Source organism: Salinivirga sp., from assembly GCF_035268865.1.
Taxonomy (GTDB): Bacteria; Bacteroidota; Bacteroidia; order Bacteroidales; family Salinivirgaceae; genus Salinivirga.
This window is the reverse complement of record NZ_DATFKB010000110.1, coordinates 1-15207: the sequence shown is the minus strand read 5'-3', so window position 1 is coordinate 15207 and position 15207 is coordinate 1. Positions and strand designations below refer to the sequence as shown.

At 40.8% G+C, this 15207-nt stretch carries 13 protein-coding genes; 11 read left to right on the top strand and 2 right to left on the bottom strand.

Going from position 1 to position 15207, the window contains the following annotated elements:
- Nucleotides 1-5 precede the first annotated feature (5 nt).
- Together VJ937_RS06880 and metH are read left to right on the top strand one after the other, a co-directional pair.
- Nucleotides 6-1265: a homoserine dehydrogenase gene (locus VJ937_RS06880; protein ID WP_324066159.1), complete on the top strand. Its 1260-nt coding sequence runs from the start codon at nt 6-8 to the stop codon at nt 1263-1265.
- Nucleotides 1266-1414: 149 nt separating this feature from the next.
- A complete protein-coding gene (metH, locus tag VJ937_RS06875) occupies nt 1415-5077 on the top strand; it encodes a methionine synthase (protein WP_324066158.1) in 3663 nt (1220 codons plus the stop codon).
- Between the two features lie 55 nt (nt 5078-5132).
- Here metH and VJ937_RS06870 read toward each other — a convergent pair whose 3' ends face one another.
- Nucleotides 5133-6035 (bottom strand): aldo/keto reductase, encoded by a 903-nt coding sequence (locus VJ937_RS06870; RefSeq protein ID WP_324066157.1) that lies wholly within the window; start codon nt 6033-6035, stop codon nt 5133-5135.
- A 169-nt stretch (nt 6036-6204) separates the two neighbouring features.
- Between VJ937_RS06870 and VJ937_RS06865 the strand changes: the two genes are divergently transcribed.
- The 7 genes from VJ937_RS06865 to VJ937_RS06835 all read left to right on the top strand — a co-directional run bounded on the left by VJ937_RS06865 (nt 6205) and on the right by VJ937_RS06835 (nt 11536).
- A complete protein-coding gene (locus VJ937_RS06865) occupies nt 6205-7059 on the top strand; it encodes an SPFH domain-containing protein (RefSeq protein ID WP_324066156.1) in 855 nt (284 codons plus the stop codon).
- A gap of 5 nt (nt 7060-7064) precedes the next feature.
- Complete coding sequence (locus VJ937_RS06860; protein WP_324066155.1) at nt 7065-7250, top strand: DNA-binding protein; 186 nt, start codon at nt 7065-7067, stop codon at nt 7248-7250.
- 11 nt (nt 7251-7261) lie between these two features.
- Nucleotides 7262-7858, top strand: coding sequence for a hypothetical protein (locus VJ937_RS06855; RefSeq protein ID WP_324066154.1), 597 nt, complete (start codon nt 7262-7264; stop codon nt 7856-7858).
- A gap of 138 nt (nt 7859-7996) precedes the next feature.
- Nucleotides 7997-8605, top strand: a complete 609-nt coding sequence (locus tag VJ937_RS06850; RefSeq protein WP_324066153.1) for a hypothetical protein — start codon at nt 7997-7999, stop codon at nt 8603-8605.
- A gap of 11 nt (nt 8606-8616) precedes the next feature.
- Nucleotides 8617-9135 (top strand): hypothetical protein, encoded by a 519-nt coding sequence (locus VJ937_RS06845; RefSeq protein WP_324066152.1) that lies wholly within the window; start codon nt 8617-8619, stop codon nt 9133-9135.
- Nucleotides 9136-9193: 58 nt separating this feature from the next.
- The gene (locus VJ937_RS06840) at nt 9194-9691 is read left to right on the top strand and encodes a hypothetical protein (RefSeq protein WP_324066151.1); all 498 of its coding nucleotides are present in this window, start codon (nt 9194-9196) and stop codon (nt 9689-9691) included.
- A gap of 102 nt (nt 9692-9793) precedes the next feature.
- Entirely contained in the window at nt 9794-11536 is a 1743-nt protein-coding gene (locus tag VJ937_RS06835; protein WP_324066150.1) for an L-dopachrome tautomerase-related protein, read from the top strand.
- 5 nt (nt 11537-11541) lie between these two features.
- On the opposite strand, the gene VJ937_RS06830 is transcribed toward VJ937_RS06835, so the two are convergent.
- Entirely contained in the window at nt 11542-11907 is a 366-nt protein-coding gene (locus VJ937_RS06830; protein ID WP_324066149.1) for a hypothetical protein, read from the bottom strand.
- A gap of 195 nt (nt 11908-12102) precedes the next feature.
- On the opposite strand from VJ937_RS06830, the gene VJ937_RS06825 reads away from it, so the two are divergent.
- The gene (locus VJ937_RS06825; RefSeq protein WP_324066148.1) at nt 12103-12639 is read left to right on the top strand and encodes a TlpA disulfide reductase family protein; all 537 of its coding nucleotides are present in this window, start codon (nt 12103-12105) and stop codon (nt 12637-12639) included.
- Nucleotides 12640-12753: 114 nt separating this feature from the next.
- The coding region (locus tag VJ937_RS06820; protein ID WP_324066147.1) for an AsmA family protein at nt 12754-15207 on the top strand (2454 nt) is incomplete at its 3' end.

Below are 15207 nucleotides of genomic sequence, written 5' to 3'. Positions count from 1 at the left end.
AACACATGAAGCACAAAAAACTTAAAATAGGCATCTTGGGATTTGGAACCGTAGGCCAATCACTCTATGAAGTTTTGCAAAAATCACCCTCAACAAGCGCAGTTATAGAAAAAGTAGTAGCCAGAAACCCGAATAAAAAAAGAAATATCGAGATTAAAAACCTCAGTTTCGACACGCGTGAAATTACAGAATCAACCGAGATTGACACTGTTGTTGAACTTATAAACGATGATATTGAAGCATTTAAAATTCTAAAAACAGCATTTAAAAATGGGAAAAACGTTGTCAGTGGAAATAAAAAAATGATTGCTGAAAACCTGCAAGAAATCATCGAACTGCAAAACAAAACAGGGCAAAGCATACTTTACGATGCTTCTGCATGTGGCAGTATACCAGTGATAAGAAATCTGGAAGAATATTATGACAACGACCTACTCCAAAACATTACCGGAATTTTAAACGGATCGTCAAACTACATCCTCACACAGATGTACCGGCATAATAAAAGTTATAATGAAGCTCTGACAGAAGCACAGGAAAAGGGTTTTGCCGAGCACGATCCTGTGTTTGATGTAGATGGTTTCGATGCTATGTACAAACTTATTATACTTACATTACATGGCTTTGGAACAATAGTAAAACCTAAAGATGTTTTCTTTACCGGCATTTCAGGCATCTCAGAGAGCGACATCAGGTTTGCACGCGAAAAGGGTTTAAAAATTAAACTTATTGCACATGCATGCAAAGTACCGGGCAATAAAGTCGCTCTATTTGTGATGCCTGCATTTGTGGAACCAAAAAACTATCTTTACAATGTAGACGACGAGTTCAATGGTGTAATCATTGAAGGTGATGCTTACGATAAACAATTAATGTTTGGCAAAGGCGCCGGCGGGCATCCCACAGGCTCTGCAGTATTGTCAGACATTTCGGCCCTGAGCCATCAGTACAAATATGAATACAAAAAGCTACACCTGCCGAAACCTCCCGGGGTGTCAGACGACATTCTCCTAAAATTGTATTTCCGCTACGAAAAGCCTGAGACCATTGACATTCTACCACTGCAAACAATTGAAGAACAATATATCGGGCCTGCTTTTCATTACACCGTAGGTACAGTAAAGCTGGCTGATTTATTGATAAATAGTGAGAATTTACGTAAATTTGTTTCTTTTATGGCACTACGCAATATCAGCAACGAAAGTATTATCACCCATTACACAAATAAAAAGCATTACCGGCAAAAACTCACTCCGGTAAATTAGTATTTAATGATATAATCTATGAACCAAGCCATGACAAAAAACTCAACATACACTCGCATAATTATAATGAACCTACAAATTCTTTTTGCCGGATATTTGGCTGATCATGGCAAGCTCTATCCGGCCCTTAGAATCAAAATTATAACCGGATGAAAAACGAACCCAACATTTACGAAGCAGTAAAAAAACGCATTCTGGTGCTCGATGGCGCCATGGGTACAATGCTGCAGGCATATAATTTTCAGGAAGAAGACTATCATCATGAATCGATACCCGAGAGCGGCGAAAATTACAAAGGTAACAATGAATTACTCAATATTTCGCACCCTGAAGCCGTACTCGAAATACATAAAAAATACATTGAGGCCGGGGCCGACATCATTGAGACCAATACATTTAACGGTAATGCTATATCTCAGGCTGATTACGGACTCGAAGGAATGGTGCACCTCATCAATTATAATGCGGCCAAACTTGCCCGGGAAGCAGCTGATGAGCTCAGCACCCCCGACCGGCCAAGATTTGTAGCCGGCTCTATGGGCCCCACAAATCAAACAGCTTCTTTATCGCCCGATGTGAGCAATCCGGGTTTTCGTAAAGTAAATTTCGACGACCTTTACGAAGCATACAAAGAGCAAGCTGCAGCATTAATTGAAGGTGGCGTAGATCTACTACTTATTGAAACGATTTTCGACACACTCAATGCAAAAGCTGCACTGTATGCCATTGAAGAAGTGAATAAAGAGCAGGGTACCCAGGTGCCAATTATGGTTAGCGGAACAATTACAGATGCAAGCGGCCGAACACTCAGCGGACAAACGCTTAAGGCCTTTTATACATCAATGATGCACGGGAATATATTTTCATTTGGATTGAACTGTGCACTCGGCGCTGAACAGCTCACACCCTACATCGAAGAATTATCAAATTTATCTACTGTATACACAAGCGCGCATCCCAATGCCGGCCTGCCAAATGAACTCGGTGAATATGACCAGTCTGCCAGGGAAATGGCCGATCTTATTGAAATGTATCTCAGCAAAGGTTGGGTAAACATCATTGGTGGCTGCTGCGGAACAAGACCAGACCACGTTAAAGCTATTGCAGAGGTCGCCGAAAAACACACACCTCGAAAAGCACCCGAATACAAGCCTGTAACACGTTTCAGCGGTCTTGAAATGCTGGAAATCACACCTGAATTAAACTTTGTAAACATTGGAGAACGCACCAATGTAGCCGGATCCAAAAAATTTGCCAGGTTAATACGTGAAGAGAAACACGAGGAAGCATTAGATGTGGCCAGAAACCAGGTAGAAGGCGGCGCACAGGTTGTTGATGTATGCATGGACGATGCCATGCTTGATGATGAAGCTGCGATGGTAAAATTTCTGAACCTGATAGCAGCAGAACCAGACATTGCAAAGGTACCCATCATGATTGACTCATCGCGGTGGAATGTTATTGAAGCAGGATTGAAGTGTGTACAAGGCAAACCCATTGTAAACTCAATAAGCCTTAAAGATGGCGAAGAAGAATTTATAAGACGTGCCAAAACCGTTAAGCAATATGGAGCAGCCGTGGTAGTGATGCTTTTTGATGAAACCGGCCAGGCCGATGTTTTTGAACGCAAAAAAAATATCGCACAAAGATCGTATGATATATTAACACAAAAGGCTGACTTCCCGCCTGAAAATATCATCTTTGACCCGAATGTGCTGGCCATCGGCACGGGTATAAAAGAGCATAACAACTATGCAATAGATTTCATACAGGCCTGCAAATGGATCACAGAAAATTTACCACACGCCAAAATCAGCGGTGGCATAAGCAACCTTTCATTTAGTTTCAGGGGAAACAATACCGTGAGAGAAGCCATACACGCCGTCTTTCTCTATCATGCCATTAAAGCAGGACTCACCATGGGCATTGTGAACCCAAACCTACTGCAGGTCTATAACGATATCGAACCTGATTTACTAACACTAACCGAAGACCTTGTACTTAACAAACGCGCTGATGCTACTGAGCGCCTCATGATTTTTGCAGAAAATGTAAAAGACAAACAAGAAACAGAAGTACAAAAACAGAGCTGGCGAGAGAAAAAACTTGACGACAGGCTGGAATATTGTCTGCTTAAAGGCATAGGCAGCCATCTTGAAGAAGATCTTGAAGAAGCCATTGCAGAATACGACAAAGCCCTGGAGATTATTGAAGGCCCTCTCATGAAAGGGATGAACACCGTTGGCGATTTATTTGGTGAAGGACGTATGTTCCTGCCACAGGTTGTAAAAACAGCCAGGGTAATGAAACAGGCTGTGGAATATCTGGAACCTACTGTAAAGGCTCAAGAAGCTGCTGGTGCAGAACCAAGGAAAAAAGGGAAATTACTCCTGGCAACAGTCAAAGGTGATGTGCACGACATAGGTAAAAACATTGTACAGGTAGTACTCGAATGCAACAGTTACGAAGTAATTGACATAGGTGTGATGGTACCGGCTGAAAAAATACTTGAGGAAGCACATAACTACCAGGTCGATGCTATTGGCTTAAGTGGACTTATCACCCCCTCATTGGACGAAATGGTTGATGTAGCCAAAAAAATGGATGAAGCAGGTTTCACAGTACCACTACTAATAGGTGGTGCCACCACATCAGAATTGCATACCGCAGTAAAAATTGCTCCGGCTTACAAACACAGCGTTGTGCATGTAAAAGATGCCTCGCGAAGCGTGGGTGTAGTTAAGAACCTGATTGGCAGCAATAGCGAAGCGTTTGCCAATGAAATTAATGAAAAATACAATAAAATTCGCGACAAATATGAAAACCGTCACAAAGTAGAGTTAAGAAGTATTGAAGAAGCCCGGGCCAATGCCATACAACTTGACTTTAGCGACGAAACCGTATATCAGCCAAAAGAAACAGGTGTAAAAGTCTTTGACAATGTAAAAATTGAAGATATCAGACCATACATCGACTGGACATTCTATTTTGGAGCCTGGGATCTGAAAGGCCGTTACCCGGCAATTCTTGGCGACCCCGTGAATGGCCCTGAGGCACGCAAATTACTCGATGACACAGAACAACTGCTTAACGAAATAGAGCTTAATCAGTGGTTAAAATGCAGTGGCGTAGCAGGAATATTCCCGGCAGCACGCTACGGCGATGACATCATTGTTTACGAAAACGAAAAACGTAACCAAATCAGGATGTACCTTAACCAACTGCGCAACCAGGAACAAAAAGATGGACCGAACCTCTGCCTGGCCGATTTTATAGCACCTTCAGATGCTGATGTAAAAGACTATGTAGGCGCCTTTGCTGTAACCGGCGGCATAGGCCTTGAAGAGGCAGAAGCCCATTTCAAAAAGCAAAATGACGACTACCATGTAATCATGGTCAAAATACTGGCCGACCGGCTGGCAGAAGCTTTTGCAGAATACCTGCACGAAGTGATTCGTAAAAAGATGTGGGGCTATGCACCAGATGAAGACCTCACCGTAGATGCCATGCTAAGAGAAAAATACCAGGGCATCAGACCAGCCTATGGATATCCGGCCTGCCCTGACCACGATGAAAAACGTAAAATCTGGGAGCTGCTCGATCCAGAAAAAAATGCCGGCATAAAACTGACTGAAAATATGGCCATGTATCCCAATGCTTCAGTCAGTGGATTATATTTTGCACACCCGCATTCAAAGTACTTCCGTATTGGCAAAATAAACGACTCACAACTTAACGATTATGCCGACCGGAAAAAGCAGACACCATTTGAAACACTCAAATACCTGAAGCAAAATTATAGTGAAGAATAATTTATGAAATATTAAGTAAACCGACGGCTGTACAAAAGTATAGCCGTCGTTTTTTTTATGGCAACTCTTCCCCCTTCGCTGCAATAAAAATCCTGTACCACTGCTCATCCGTCATATTTAAACTTAGCGCCTTAACAGCATTTTGTAATCGTTCAATTTTGCCACTACCCACAATTGGCAAAATACCTGCCGGGTGCTTTAACAACCAACTGTAAACCACCTGATCAATTCCTGTGGCACCTAGCTCCTCGCCTACAGAAATTACAACTTTCTGAACTTCAGCTTCATGAACATTGACAGGATTAAATAACTTGCCGCCAGCCAATGGAGACCAGGCCATTGGTTTAATTCTGTGCTTTAAAGCACTCTCAACAGTTCCATCTTCAAAGGCTGCAATGTTCAGCGGTGAAATCTCCACCTGATTGGTCAAAAGTTTCTCGTCCAAATAAGACTGCAGCATCTCAAACTGCGTGGGATTAAAATTGGAAACTCCGAAATACCGCACTTTACCACTTTGCTTCAGGTCACCGAAGGCCCGCGCAACTTCTTCAGGTTCGAAAAATGGCGATGGCCTGTGTAACAACAACAGATCGATATAATCTGTATTAAGCTTTTTTAACGACTGCTCTGCTGAATTTACAATGTGGTTGTAAGAATAATCGTAAGATTTAACTTTCCTATCCGGATATTTGTCTGACATTAACTTGATACCGAATTTTGTAATAATTTGCATATCTTCCCTCAAACCCCTGTTCAGCTTGAGCGCTTTCCCAAATGCTTCTTCACACGCGTAATCGCCATAAATATCAGCATGATCAAAGGTTGTTACCCCATGAGCCATAAGCTTCTCAATAAAGTTTGCCAATTCCTTATCAGACAAACCCCAATCCAACAGTCGCCAATGTCCGTGTATAATTCTGGATACTTCCAGTTGAGGTGCTAATTGTATTTTATCCATTTCGCAATTAATAAAAATTTACAATTAGTAAAGGTAAGGATTATGATTAGATGTACTTAAGCTGATTAGAAATTTTGCGATTGAATTTTTTTTCAAAAAAAGTTGGATCGTATTAAAAAATAGCATATTATTGTGATATCAATTTGATATCATTTTAAAATTAAAAACTATGGAACAAGAAAAAACCTTTAAAGCCATTAACGGATATGGAATGTTGACCCTAATTCTGTTATTATTCGTAGGTTCAATTGCAGGTGTCATTGTGGTAAAATTTATACCACTTTTTATCATTACCCTTCTGTCACTTATTCTGAGCATTGGCTTCGTAATTGTAAACCCAAACGAATCAGCTGTTTTAGTGCTATTTGGAGCATACAAAGGCACAATTAAAAACTATGGATTTTTTTGGGTTAATCCTTTTTTTGTAAAAAAGAAAATTTCATTAAGAGCGCGCAACTTCGACAGTGATCCCATCAAAGTAAACGACAAGGTTGGAAATCCCATTAAAATCGGTCTGGTATTGGTTTGGAAAGTTGAAGAAACATTCAGAGCCGCATTTCAGGTTGATGATTTCCAGCATTTTGTGCTGGTACAAAGTGAAGCTGCCCTGCGTAAAATAGCAGGTGTATATCCATACGACAATTTTGAAGACGAAGATGCGGATTTAACCCTACGGTCAGGAGGAGAACAAATTAATCATGAACTTGAAAAAGAAATTTCCGAAAGACTTGAATTGGCAGGGATTCATGTAATTGAAGCACGCATAAACTATATTGCCTATGCCGAAGAAATTGCAAGTGCCATGCTTCGCCGCCAACAAGCATCTGCAATAATCGCTGCCAGAGAAAAAATAGTAGAGGGAGCAGTAGGTATGGTAGACATGGCGCTAAAAGCATTTGAAGGCAAAGAGGTGATTACACTAGATGAAGAAAGCAAAGCCTCAATGGTAAGCAACCTGATGGTAGTACTTTGCTCCGACGAAGCAGCTACACCAATTGTAAACGCCGGAACACTCAACCACTAAAATTTATGGCGAAAAGAAAATTCGTACTTCGTCTTGAAGAAGACAAAATGAAAGCGTTGGAAAAATGGGCTGCGGATGAATTCCGCAGCACTAATGGCCAATTGGAGTGGCTTATCACAAAAGCGCTGAACGATTCTGGCCGTTGGAAAAAAGGACAAAAAAACGAAGATGAAGAACAAGACAATAAATAATTATTAAGCTCATGGCAGAAAAAACAGCAATAGAAATTTTGAAAGATTTCGCAAAACGGACTGGGCGAGAGCCTCAAAGCCACGTAAAGGACATGAGCTTTTTCATGAACCATACCCACACCGTGCATGCCCGCACTATTTGGTTTGCAGACAAACCCGGATCAAACCGGTTTTTCGCCGCCTCTTCAAACCACAAACATCTTGGCATTAAAGCTAGTTACAGTGGTGTATTCATACCCCTGGATATTCCCCAAAAGGCGATTGCTAATATTCGCAGAAAAACTTTATTTGACAGGCTTCAATTACCCAACTTACGCAAAACAGAAAAGTTCAACAACAAAAAACTAGATAAAAAACTGCTTATAAGTGGAGAACAAATAGAAAGAGCAAGTAAAATACTCCACGATCAGAAAATACAGCACGAAATACTCGGATTCATGAAAAAGAATCCACCATACAGAGTCATCATCAACGATATTGATTTGAGCTACATCCCACTATTTAAAAGCAAATCTTATTTGGGTTTAGTGCGGGCATTTTGGGAAATCGATGGGGAGAACATTGAAAAGCTTTTTGAGGATATTAAACAATTTGAAAAACACCTGTAAAAATGAGCTGCGGATGAATCCCGCAGCACCAACGGCCAACTGGAATGGCTCATTACAAAAGCACACAATGATTCGGGCCGCTGGAAGAAGGAACAGAAAAAAAAGATACAGAGAAAGAAAACGATTAAACAATAAGAAATGGCAGAAAAAACAGCAATAGAAATTTTGCAAGAATTTGCTGACAAAACAGGTCGGGAGGCGCAATCAAGCGTAAAAGACCAGAGTGTTTTTGCAATGTATACACAAACCATGCATGCCCGCACAATTTGGTTTGCAGATCAACCCGGCTCACACCGCCTTTTCGTCGCCTATTCCAACCCTAAATATTTTGGCATTCGCGCAATTTTCAGTGGTGTATTCATCCCGGTAGATGTCCCCAAAAAAGCGCATGCGCATATTCGAACAAAAACAATTTTCGATACAATTAATATCCCCAACTTGCGCAAAACAGCAAAGTTCAATAACAAAAAACTAGATAAAAAACTGCTTATAAGTGGAGAACAAATAGAAAGAGCCAATAAAATTCTCCATGATCAGAAAACGCAACACGAAATACTCGGATTCATGAAAAAAAATGCACTATACAGAGTTATCATCAACGATTTTGACATGAGCTACATTCCGGCATTTCAAACAAGTTCTTACCTGGGTTTAGTGCGCACAGATTGGGAAGTCGACGGAGCAAAAATAGAGCAGCTTTTTGAGGATATTAAACAGTTCGAAAAACATTTTCATCAAAATATCTAAAACAACAAATCATGAAAACAAACAAAAAGCCGCTTACGCAGGAAGACAAAAAGATGATTCGTTCAGAAAAAAGAATGGGATATGTATTCGCCACCCTCATACTTACAGCCGGAGCTTTTGTGAGCATGGTACTGGCCCTGCTTAAACCCAACGACACATCCCTGCTGGTTCTGACAATTGCAATCACAGTAGCACTTAGCCTGTTAATACTGTATCTGGTCAACAGAAAACATAACCTTGACATCCGTGTTGGTTATAAACTATTGAAACAAGCCCTTCTGACAAAAAAAGAAAAAATTGTATCCTACGAGGCAGGAAGCGGAAAACTATATATCCCGATTCTGGCAGAAATTGCACCAAAACTTTGGGGACAAAAAATGCGACCATCCGACAAGTATTATTTCATTGTTGAAGGTGAGAAATATGAAGTGGATGAAACTACTTACAAAAACACCGAACCAAATGATGAAGTAGAAATGAACTATACAAGTGTTGGCAATAATTTTCTGGGTATATCAGTATCAGAATAGCATTTTATAATAACCATAGTCCAATATGTGTCAACTCCGGGTATAAAAAATTTAGAACATGCTAACACAAGACAACACTTTTACCCAAAAAAGCACCACAGATCTACTGTTCTTTTTCAAACACGAAGGCAGCATAGATTTCTCAAAAAAACTAGCGGCAGGAAAAATCCTCTACGAGCGGAAATATGATCGACGTAAACTAGCAGAAGAGAAGAAAAAAATAAAAGATGACATCCGGCAACAGATAACCAATGATTGCAACCCCAAAAATATTGAAGCGGATCATAAAAAAGAACTCATACGAAATATTTTCTGGAGTCTGGCTTTGGTTGTATTTGTCAACTCACTAACCATTGTAAGCAACAAAGGAACAGACAATTTTTTTAATGATCTTATAATTGAATTAACCTTAACAACTATCATCATTTTGGCAATGCCCTTCATTCGACATATTTTCAAAACTAACACACTCAAAAAGAAACTGGAAGAGTGTAAAAGAAACCGGTTATTGCTCGAAAACAGACTGCAAAAAATCGAACAGGAATGGCCCTTCTAATTAGTTGCAAGACACTCAAAAACAAACTCCTAACAAGCACTTAAAAAACAAACAGCAACAATTGCAGCAAGTTTGTTGTTTAGGCTCTCAAAGAGAGATGCTATGCAGATTAAAAAATTGCTACCAATATTACTGGCAGGATTGTTACTTTCTAGTTGCCAGCAAGAACCCACAGCCAAGAACTCAAAAGCAGTTGAGGCAATTGCACAATCAAAACACCAATGGACAGGTATAGCTGTAAGCAATAGCAACAGAATATTTGTCAACTTCCCGTTTTGGTCAGACAACACACCTGTATCGGTAGCAGAAATTGTTGATGGCAAAGCTGTACCCTACCCTACAAAAAACTGGAATAATCGCAAAAAACCCGATGGTTTCCTGGCTGTTCAATCGGTTTTTATCGACAGCAACAACAATTTATGGGTGCTTGATACACGAAACCCCCGCTTTAGTGGTGTCGATAGCATTGGCCCGGTGCTCTATAAATTTAATCTGCAAACAGACCAACTTGTAAAGCAATACAATTTCAATAATAACCATTATGTACAAAACTCTTACTTCAACGACGTAAGAATCGATAATGAAAAACAAACAGCATACATTACTGATTCCGGAGATGGAGCGCTCATTGTGCTTAACCTGAAAACCGGTAATGCAAAACGCGTGCTCGACAACCATCCGGCTACGCATGCTGAAACAGATTATCTGATGATAAACGATAAAATGTGGAAAAACAGTGTCGATGCAGATGGTATTGCTTTGAGCCCAGACCGCAAACACCTGTTTTTTACCGCACTGACTGGACATACGCTTTATCGTATACCTACTCGAGCATTACTCAAAACCTCAATAACAGACAATGAGCTGGCCGCATCAATAGATACCGTTATGCACATACCCGCCACCGATGGCATGCTATTCGACGACAAAGGAAACCTTTGGATGGGTGGACTGGAAAACAATTCCATAAATGTGTTGCAAAAAAATGGCAACCTTGTTCAAATGGTTCAGGACAGTGTTATACGCTGGGCCGATTCATTTAGTAAAGATACAGCCGGCAATATTTATTTTACGACCTCCCAAATTCATTTACAACCTGAAAACAGAAAGGCTTACGAAATTATAAAGCTCAAACCATCAAAGCTTAATCCCACTCCCCTCAACAAAATATTAATGGTCATTACCAGCCATGGCCTACTTGGTGAGACTGGCGATTCTACCGGATATTATCTTTCTGAAGTGTCGCATGCCTATTACACATTTAAAGAAGCCGGATTTCAAATTACATTCGCAAGCCCCAAAGGAGGCAAATCGCCAATTGATGGCAAAAACATGAAAGACTCGCTCAATAAAAAGTTCATAAACGACAAGTCAGCACAGAAAGCCATTGAAAACGCGATACCTGCCGACCAGGTCAACCCGTCTAAATATCGTGCCATTTACTATGCAGGTGGACACGGTACCATGTGGGATTTCCCGCAAAACAGTGCACTCCAGACAGCCAGTAAAAAAATTTATGAAAATGGCGGTATCGTTTCTGCTGTATGCCATGGACCGTCGGGCCTTGTAAACATTAAGCTTTCTGACAATAATTATTTGTTAAAAGACAAAAAAGTGGCAGGCTTTACCAACGAAGAAGAGGCTGCGGCTGGCCTGGATAGTGTTGTTCCATTCCTGCTTGAATCTAAGCTTATAGCCCTGGGTGCACAGTTCGAGCAATCACCTGTATTTCAAAAAAAGGTTGTTGCAGATCAAAGATTAGTTACCGGCCAAAACCCGGCATCGGCAAAAGGGGCAGCAGAACGAATTGTAGAATTGCTAACCTCTAAATCAAAATACAAGTAAAACAGTCAGCGGTCAAATTCCATTAACTCAACCGGGGCACCGTTGATCTCGACCATAGCTACGCGCACACCATCAGACGGCAGGTTGGGTGGTGTAAGTATTTTGAAATTGTGCCTTTTCAGCTCCAGGTCAAGATCATCAACTTCAAAAGCTACATGCGTAGTATGCTGAATAAGCTCAGGTAATGGACATTCCGGCTCAAACCTCATCCACTCCACACCTACTGGGCTTTCCGGAAACCCTGAAACATAAAACTTTAAATGCGGGATGTAACGTTCATCTGGCATTTTACGGCTGGTGGGCACACCAATATGATGATAGCGCCATCCCCACTCCATCGTAGCCTGAGGTAATTCTGAATCTTTTCGCATCTTCATCTGTTTATAATCCACAATAAAGATAATGAAAAGTATGGCCAATGGTTGTTAAAAATAACTCATCGGCCAAAATTACAGAAAACACAAGATGGAAACCCGCTGTAAAAAAACATAAAAACAGAATATTTTATTATTTTTATCCTGGTAAGACCAGATTTTGATTTCAGAGATATCGAAAAAACAAATAAGATGATAAAAAGACAATTACTTTTACTAAGCATTTTAAGCATTGTGTTTTGGCTCCCAGCTAATGCACAGAGCGTAAAAGTCGGAGATACAGCCCCTGATATTGTGCAAACCAACCACAAGGGCGAAGTGGTAAAACTTTCTGATTTGCGTGGTAAAATGGTTCTTGTAGATTTTTGGGCTTCGTGGTGCGTACCATGCCGAAGAGAAAACCCCAACCTTGTAGAGGCTTACAATGAATACAAAGATGCTGAGTTTATAAATGGTAATGGTTTTACCATATTCAGTGTATCACTTGATTCAAAAAAAGCTAGCTGGTTAAAAGCCATAAAAGACGATAACCTTATTTGGCCCTATCATGTTAGCGATTTAAAAGGCTGGAGAAGCGAACCGGCCAAAAAATACGGAATTCGTGCGGTACCGGCAAACTACCTGATTGATGGAGACGGTAAAGTGGTGGCAGTATACCTGCGAGGAGATAAAATTGAAGAAGCACTTGAAAAAAATGAAGATACCTGGCTAAATCAAATTTTCAGATAGCACGTCAACCTGCAACTAATAAAATATGCAATAAGCGTAAAATAAGGTTGGCTCAGACAAAATTTTTACAACTACTTTTAATAACCTATTGGTCTGACATTAAAATAACTCACAATGAAAACCGGACGCATACTCAAAAAAACAGGAAAAATCCTACTCATCACCTTACTATCTCTTATTGTATTTATTTTGGTGGCAGTTGGAATTGCATTGCATTCTGAAAACACAATAACAAGACTAGCCCTCGAGGAAGTAACAGAAATGTTTGATGCTCCGGTTAAAGTAGACAATGTGGAGCTACACGTAACACGCAATTTCCCCTATGCAACAGTTGCATTCGAAGGACTTAAAGTTGGCCCATATCGCAAAAACCAGAAAGACACTTCAGACCTCATCAGCAATGATACACTTTTAAGTTTAGATAAACTCTATGTAGCTGTAAAGTCAAGACCATTATTGAAAAATAAAATAGAGATCCAGAAAATAGAGATAGAAGGATTTGCATTCAACTATTTTGTCGACTCTTCGGGAGGAACCAATATTGATTTCCTGATGGAATCAGACACTACAGCAGTTGAAGAACCGGACACTGTGACCACAGAGCCTACTGAAAGCGTGCTTGATGTGCTACTCAGCAACCTCACAATTCGGGATGTCACCATCAACTACAAAGATCACTCTATGGGGGCAGCAGCACTGCTTCATATTCCTGAAATGGACATATCGGGACGTGTACTCGATGAATATTACAAGGGGGCGTTAAGCGGAGAGGTGGTACTCACAAACAGCAAATATAACGGCACAAACCTCAACCTGATGAATCGTACCTCCCTGGCTTTTATGGTAGATTATGATGATGGCGCCGTGGAACTGGAATCGCTCAACTTTTTAACCGATGGCGCAAAATTAACGGCCAGCGGTAACGCCTTGATTCGCGACTCCATTTACATGGATATGCAATTCAACCTGGAAGATGTAAACCTGAAAGAATTGAGCAAATACGCACCTCAGGAGATGCTTGCAGAATACGGTTTAAAAGAGATCGAGGGCAAACTTAACCTGGCCAGCAATGTAAAAGGTTATTTATACGACACATTATTATTGCCTTCAGTAAATACAGACATCGCATTAGAGGGTGCCCGCATCATAACCACTGATTACCCGGCCATAGATGACATTACTTTTGAAGGAAAAATCCTGGTGCCAAACCCCAATGACATGCAAAGCATGACGGCAGACTTTAAAACCTTCCGCCTGGCCACACCACAAAGCCGTGTAAATGCATCGTTTCATGTGAAAAACTTCGATCAACCCAAATATCGTATCAACACAGATGCAGCACTCACCCTTGATGAATTTGCCGCATTGCTGCCCAAAGGTACTGTGGAATATCTGAAAGGGAATATCGACTTCCGATTTTCCACACACGGCACACTGCCCAAAAACCTGGGGATGAACAGTGCTGATTATTTCCTTGCGCGCACAAAACTCGATGTTCAAATGCGCAATATTGCCACTGCAATGGATTCAGTACAGAAAATAGAAAATTTCTCTGCTAATTTCTCCTACAGCCCAAATAAAAGAATGGTACTTGACAAATTTACAATGGAAGCGCCCGGGTACAATGTAAAAATAGATAATGTGGTATTAATGGCCGACATACTTGGCCTGGTGAGCAACATGGATAACATGGGCGCCAATGTGGATTCACTTTACTTTAAAATGGGCAACACCACACTCAATGCTAAAGCACATGTCAAAGGATTATCAAAACCAACATTCAATTTAACCTCTGATTTGAGATTAGATTTGGATGAGTTAAAGCAACTTATGCCAGATAGTTTGGTAGACAAAATGGGCGGACAGGTTGCATTTGCGTTAAAATCGCACGGCACAGTAGACCTTGACTCCATCGAAACTCAAATTATGCCAATCGTATTTGAGCAAAGCGAATTCGGACTCAATATAGCAAATTTCAACTTTGCCATGCCGGATGATACGTTAACCAGTATAGACAAGCTGAACCTTGACTTTGCCATGGCAAATGACACCATGAGAATTGATAATGTGCATGCTCAAATGCACGGGCTTGACTTTTGGCTGGACTCCACCGAAATTTGGAACGTATACAAAGCATTCCTGCTGGAGCAAAAAGACAAAAAAATTATAGTCAACACCCACGCCAAACTCAGTAAATTTGACTATGCCATGGTATTACCATTCATGGAAGAAGACACAACCGCTACAGACACAACAGAAAGCACCGGGCTTGCTGAAAATAAACCGCAGCCAGAAGCAAAACCCATGGAAACCACTCCAAATAAAAAAATGGCGGAAGCAACCACTACAGACACAGCCCCAAACGAAGAAACCTACATACCACCTTACATAGTCAGAGGTACATTTGCCCTGGGCCAGATAAAGTATGAAAATATTTACCTGGAAAACCTCACCACAAAATTCCGTGTTGACGATAGCCTTTATGTGGCCGACAAGCTTACATTCGATGCTTTTGGAGGAAAAATCATTACATCGGCAGTTTACGACACCCGCAAAGACTCCCCTGAT

Excerpts from the sequence above, each read along its gene's own strand:
- VJ937_RS06880 (WP_324066159.1), top strand. The coding sequence starts at position 6 with ATGAAGCACAAAAAACTTAAAATAGGCATCTTGGGATTTGGAACCGTA.
- metH (WP_324066158.1), top strand. The coding sequence starts at position 1,415 with ATGAAAAACGAACCCAACATTTACGAAGCAGTAAAAAAACGCATTCTG.
- VJ937_RS06870 (WP_324066157.1), bottom strand. The coding sequence starts at position 6,035 with ATGGATAAAATACAATTAGCACCTCAACTGGAAGTATCCAGAATTATA.
- VJ937_RS06865 (WP_324066156.1), top strand. The coding sequence starts at position 6,205 with ATGGAACAAGAAAAAACCTTTAAAGCCATTAACGGATATGGAATGTTG.
- VJ937_RS06860 (WP_324066155.1), top strand. The coding sequence starts at position 7,065 with ATGGCGAAAAGAAAATTCGTACTTCGTCTTGAAGAAGACAAAATGAAA.
- VJ937_RS06855 (WP_324066154.1), top strand. The coding sequence starts at position 7,262 with ATGGCAGAAAAAACAGCAATAGAAATTTTGAAAGATTTCGCAAAACGG.
- VJ937_RS06850 (WP_324066153.1), top strand. The coding sequence starts at position 7,997 with ATGGCAGAAAAAACAGCAATAGAAATTTTGCAAGAATTTGCTGACAAA.
- VJ937_RS06845 (WP_324066152.1), top strand. The coding sequence starts at position 8,617 with ATGAAAACAAACAAAAAGCCGCTTACGCAGGAAGACAAAAAGATGATT.
- VJ937_RS06840 (WP_324066151.1), top strand. The coding sequence starts at position 9,194 with ATGCTAACACAAGACAACACTTTTACCCAAAAAAGCACCACAGATCTA.
- VJ937_RS06835 (WP_324066150.1), top strand. The coding sequence starts at position 9,794 with ATGCAGATTAAAAAATTGCTACCAATATTACTGGCAGGATTGTTACTT.
- VJ937_RS06830 (WP_324066149.1), bottom strand. The coding sequence starts at position 11,907 with ATGCGAAAAGATTCAGAATTACCTCAGGCTACGATGGAGTGGGGATGG.
- VJ937_RS06825 (WP_324066148.1), top strand. The coding sequence starts at position 12,103 with ATGATAAAAAGACAATTACTTTTACTAAGCATTTTAAGCATTGTGTTT.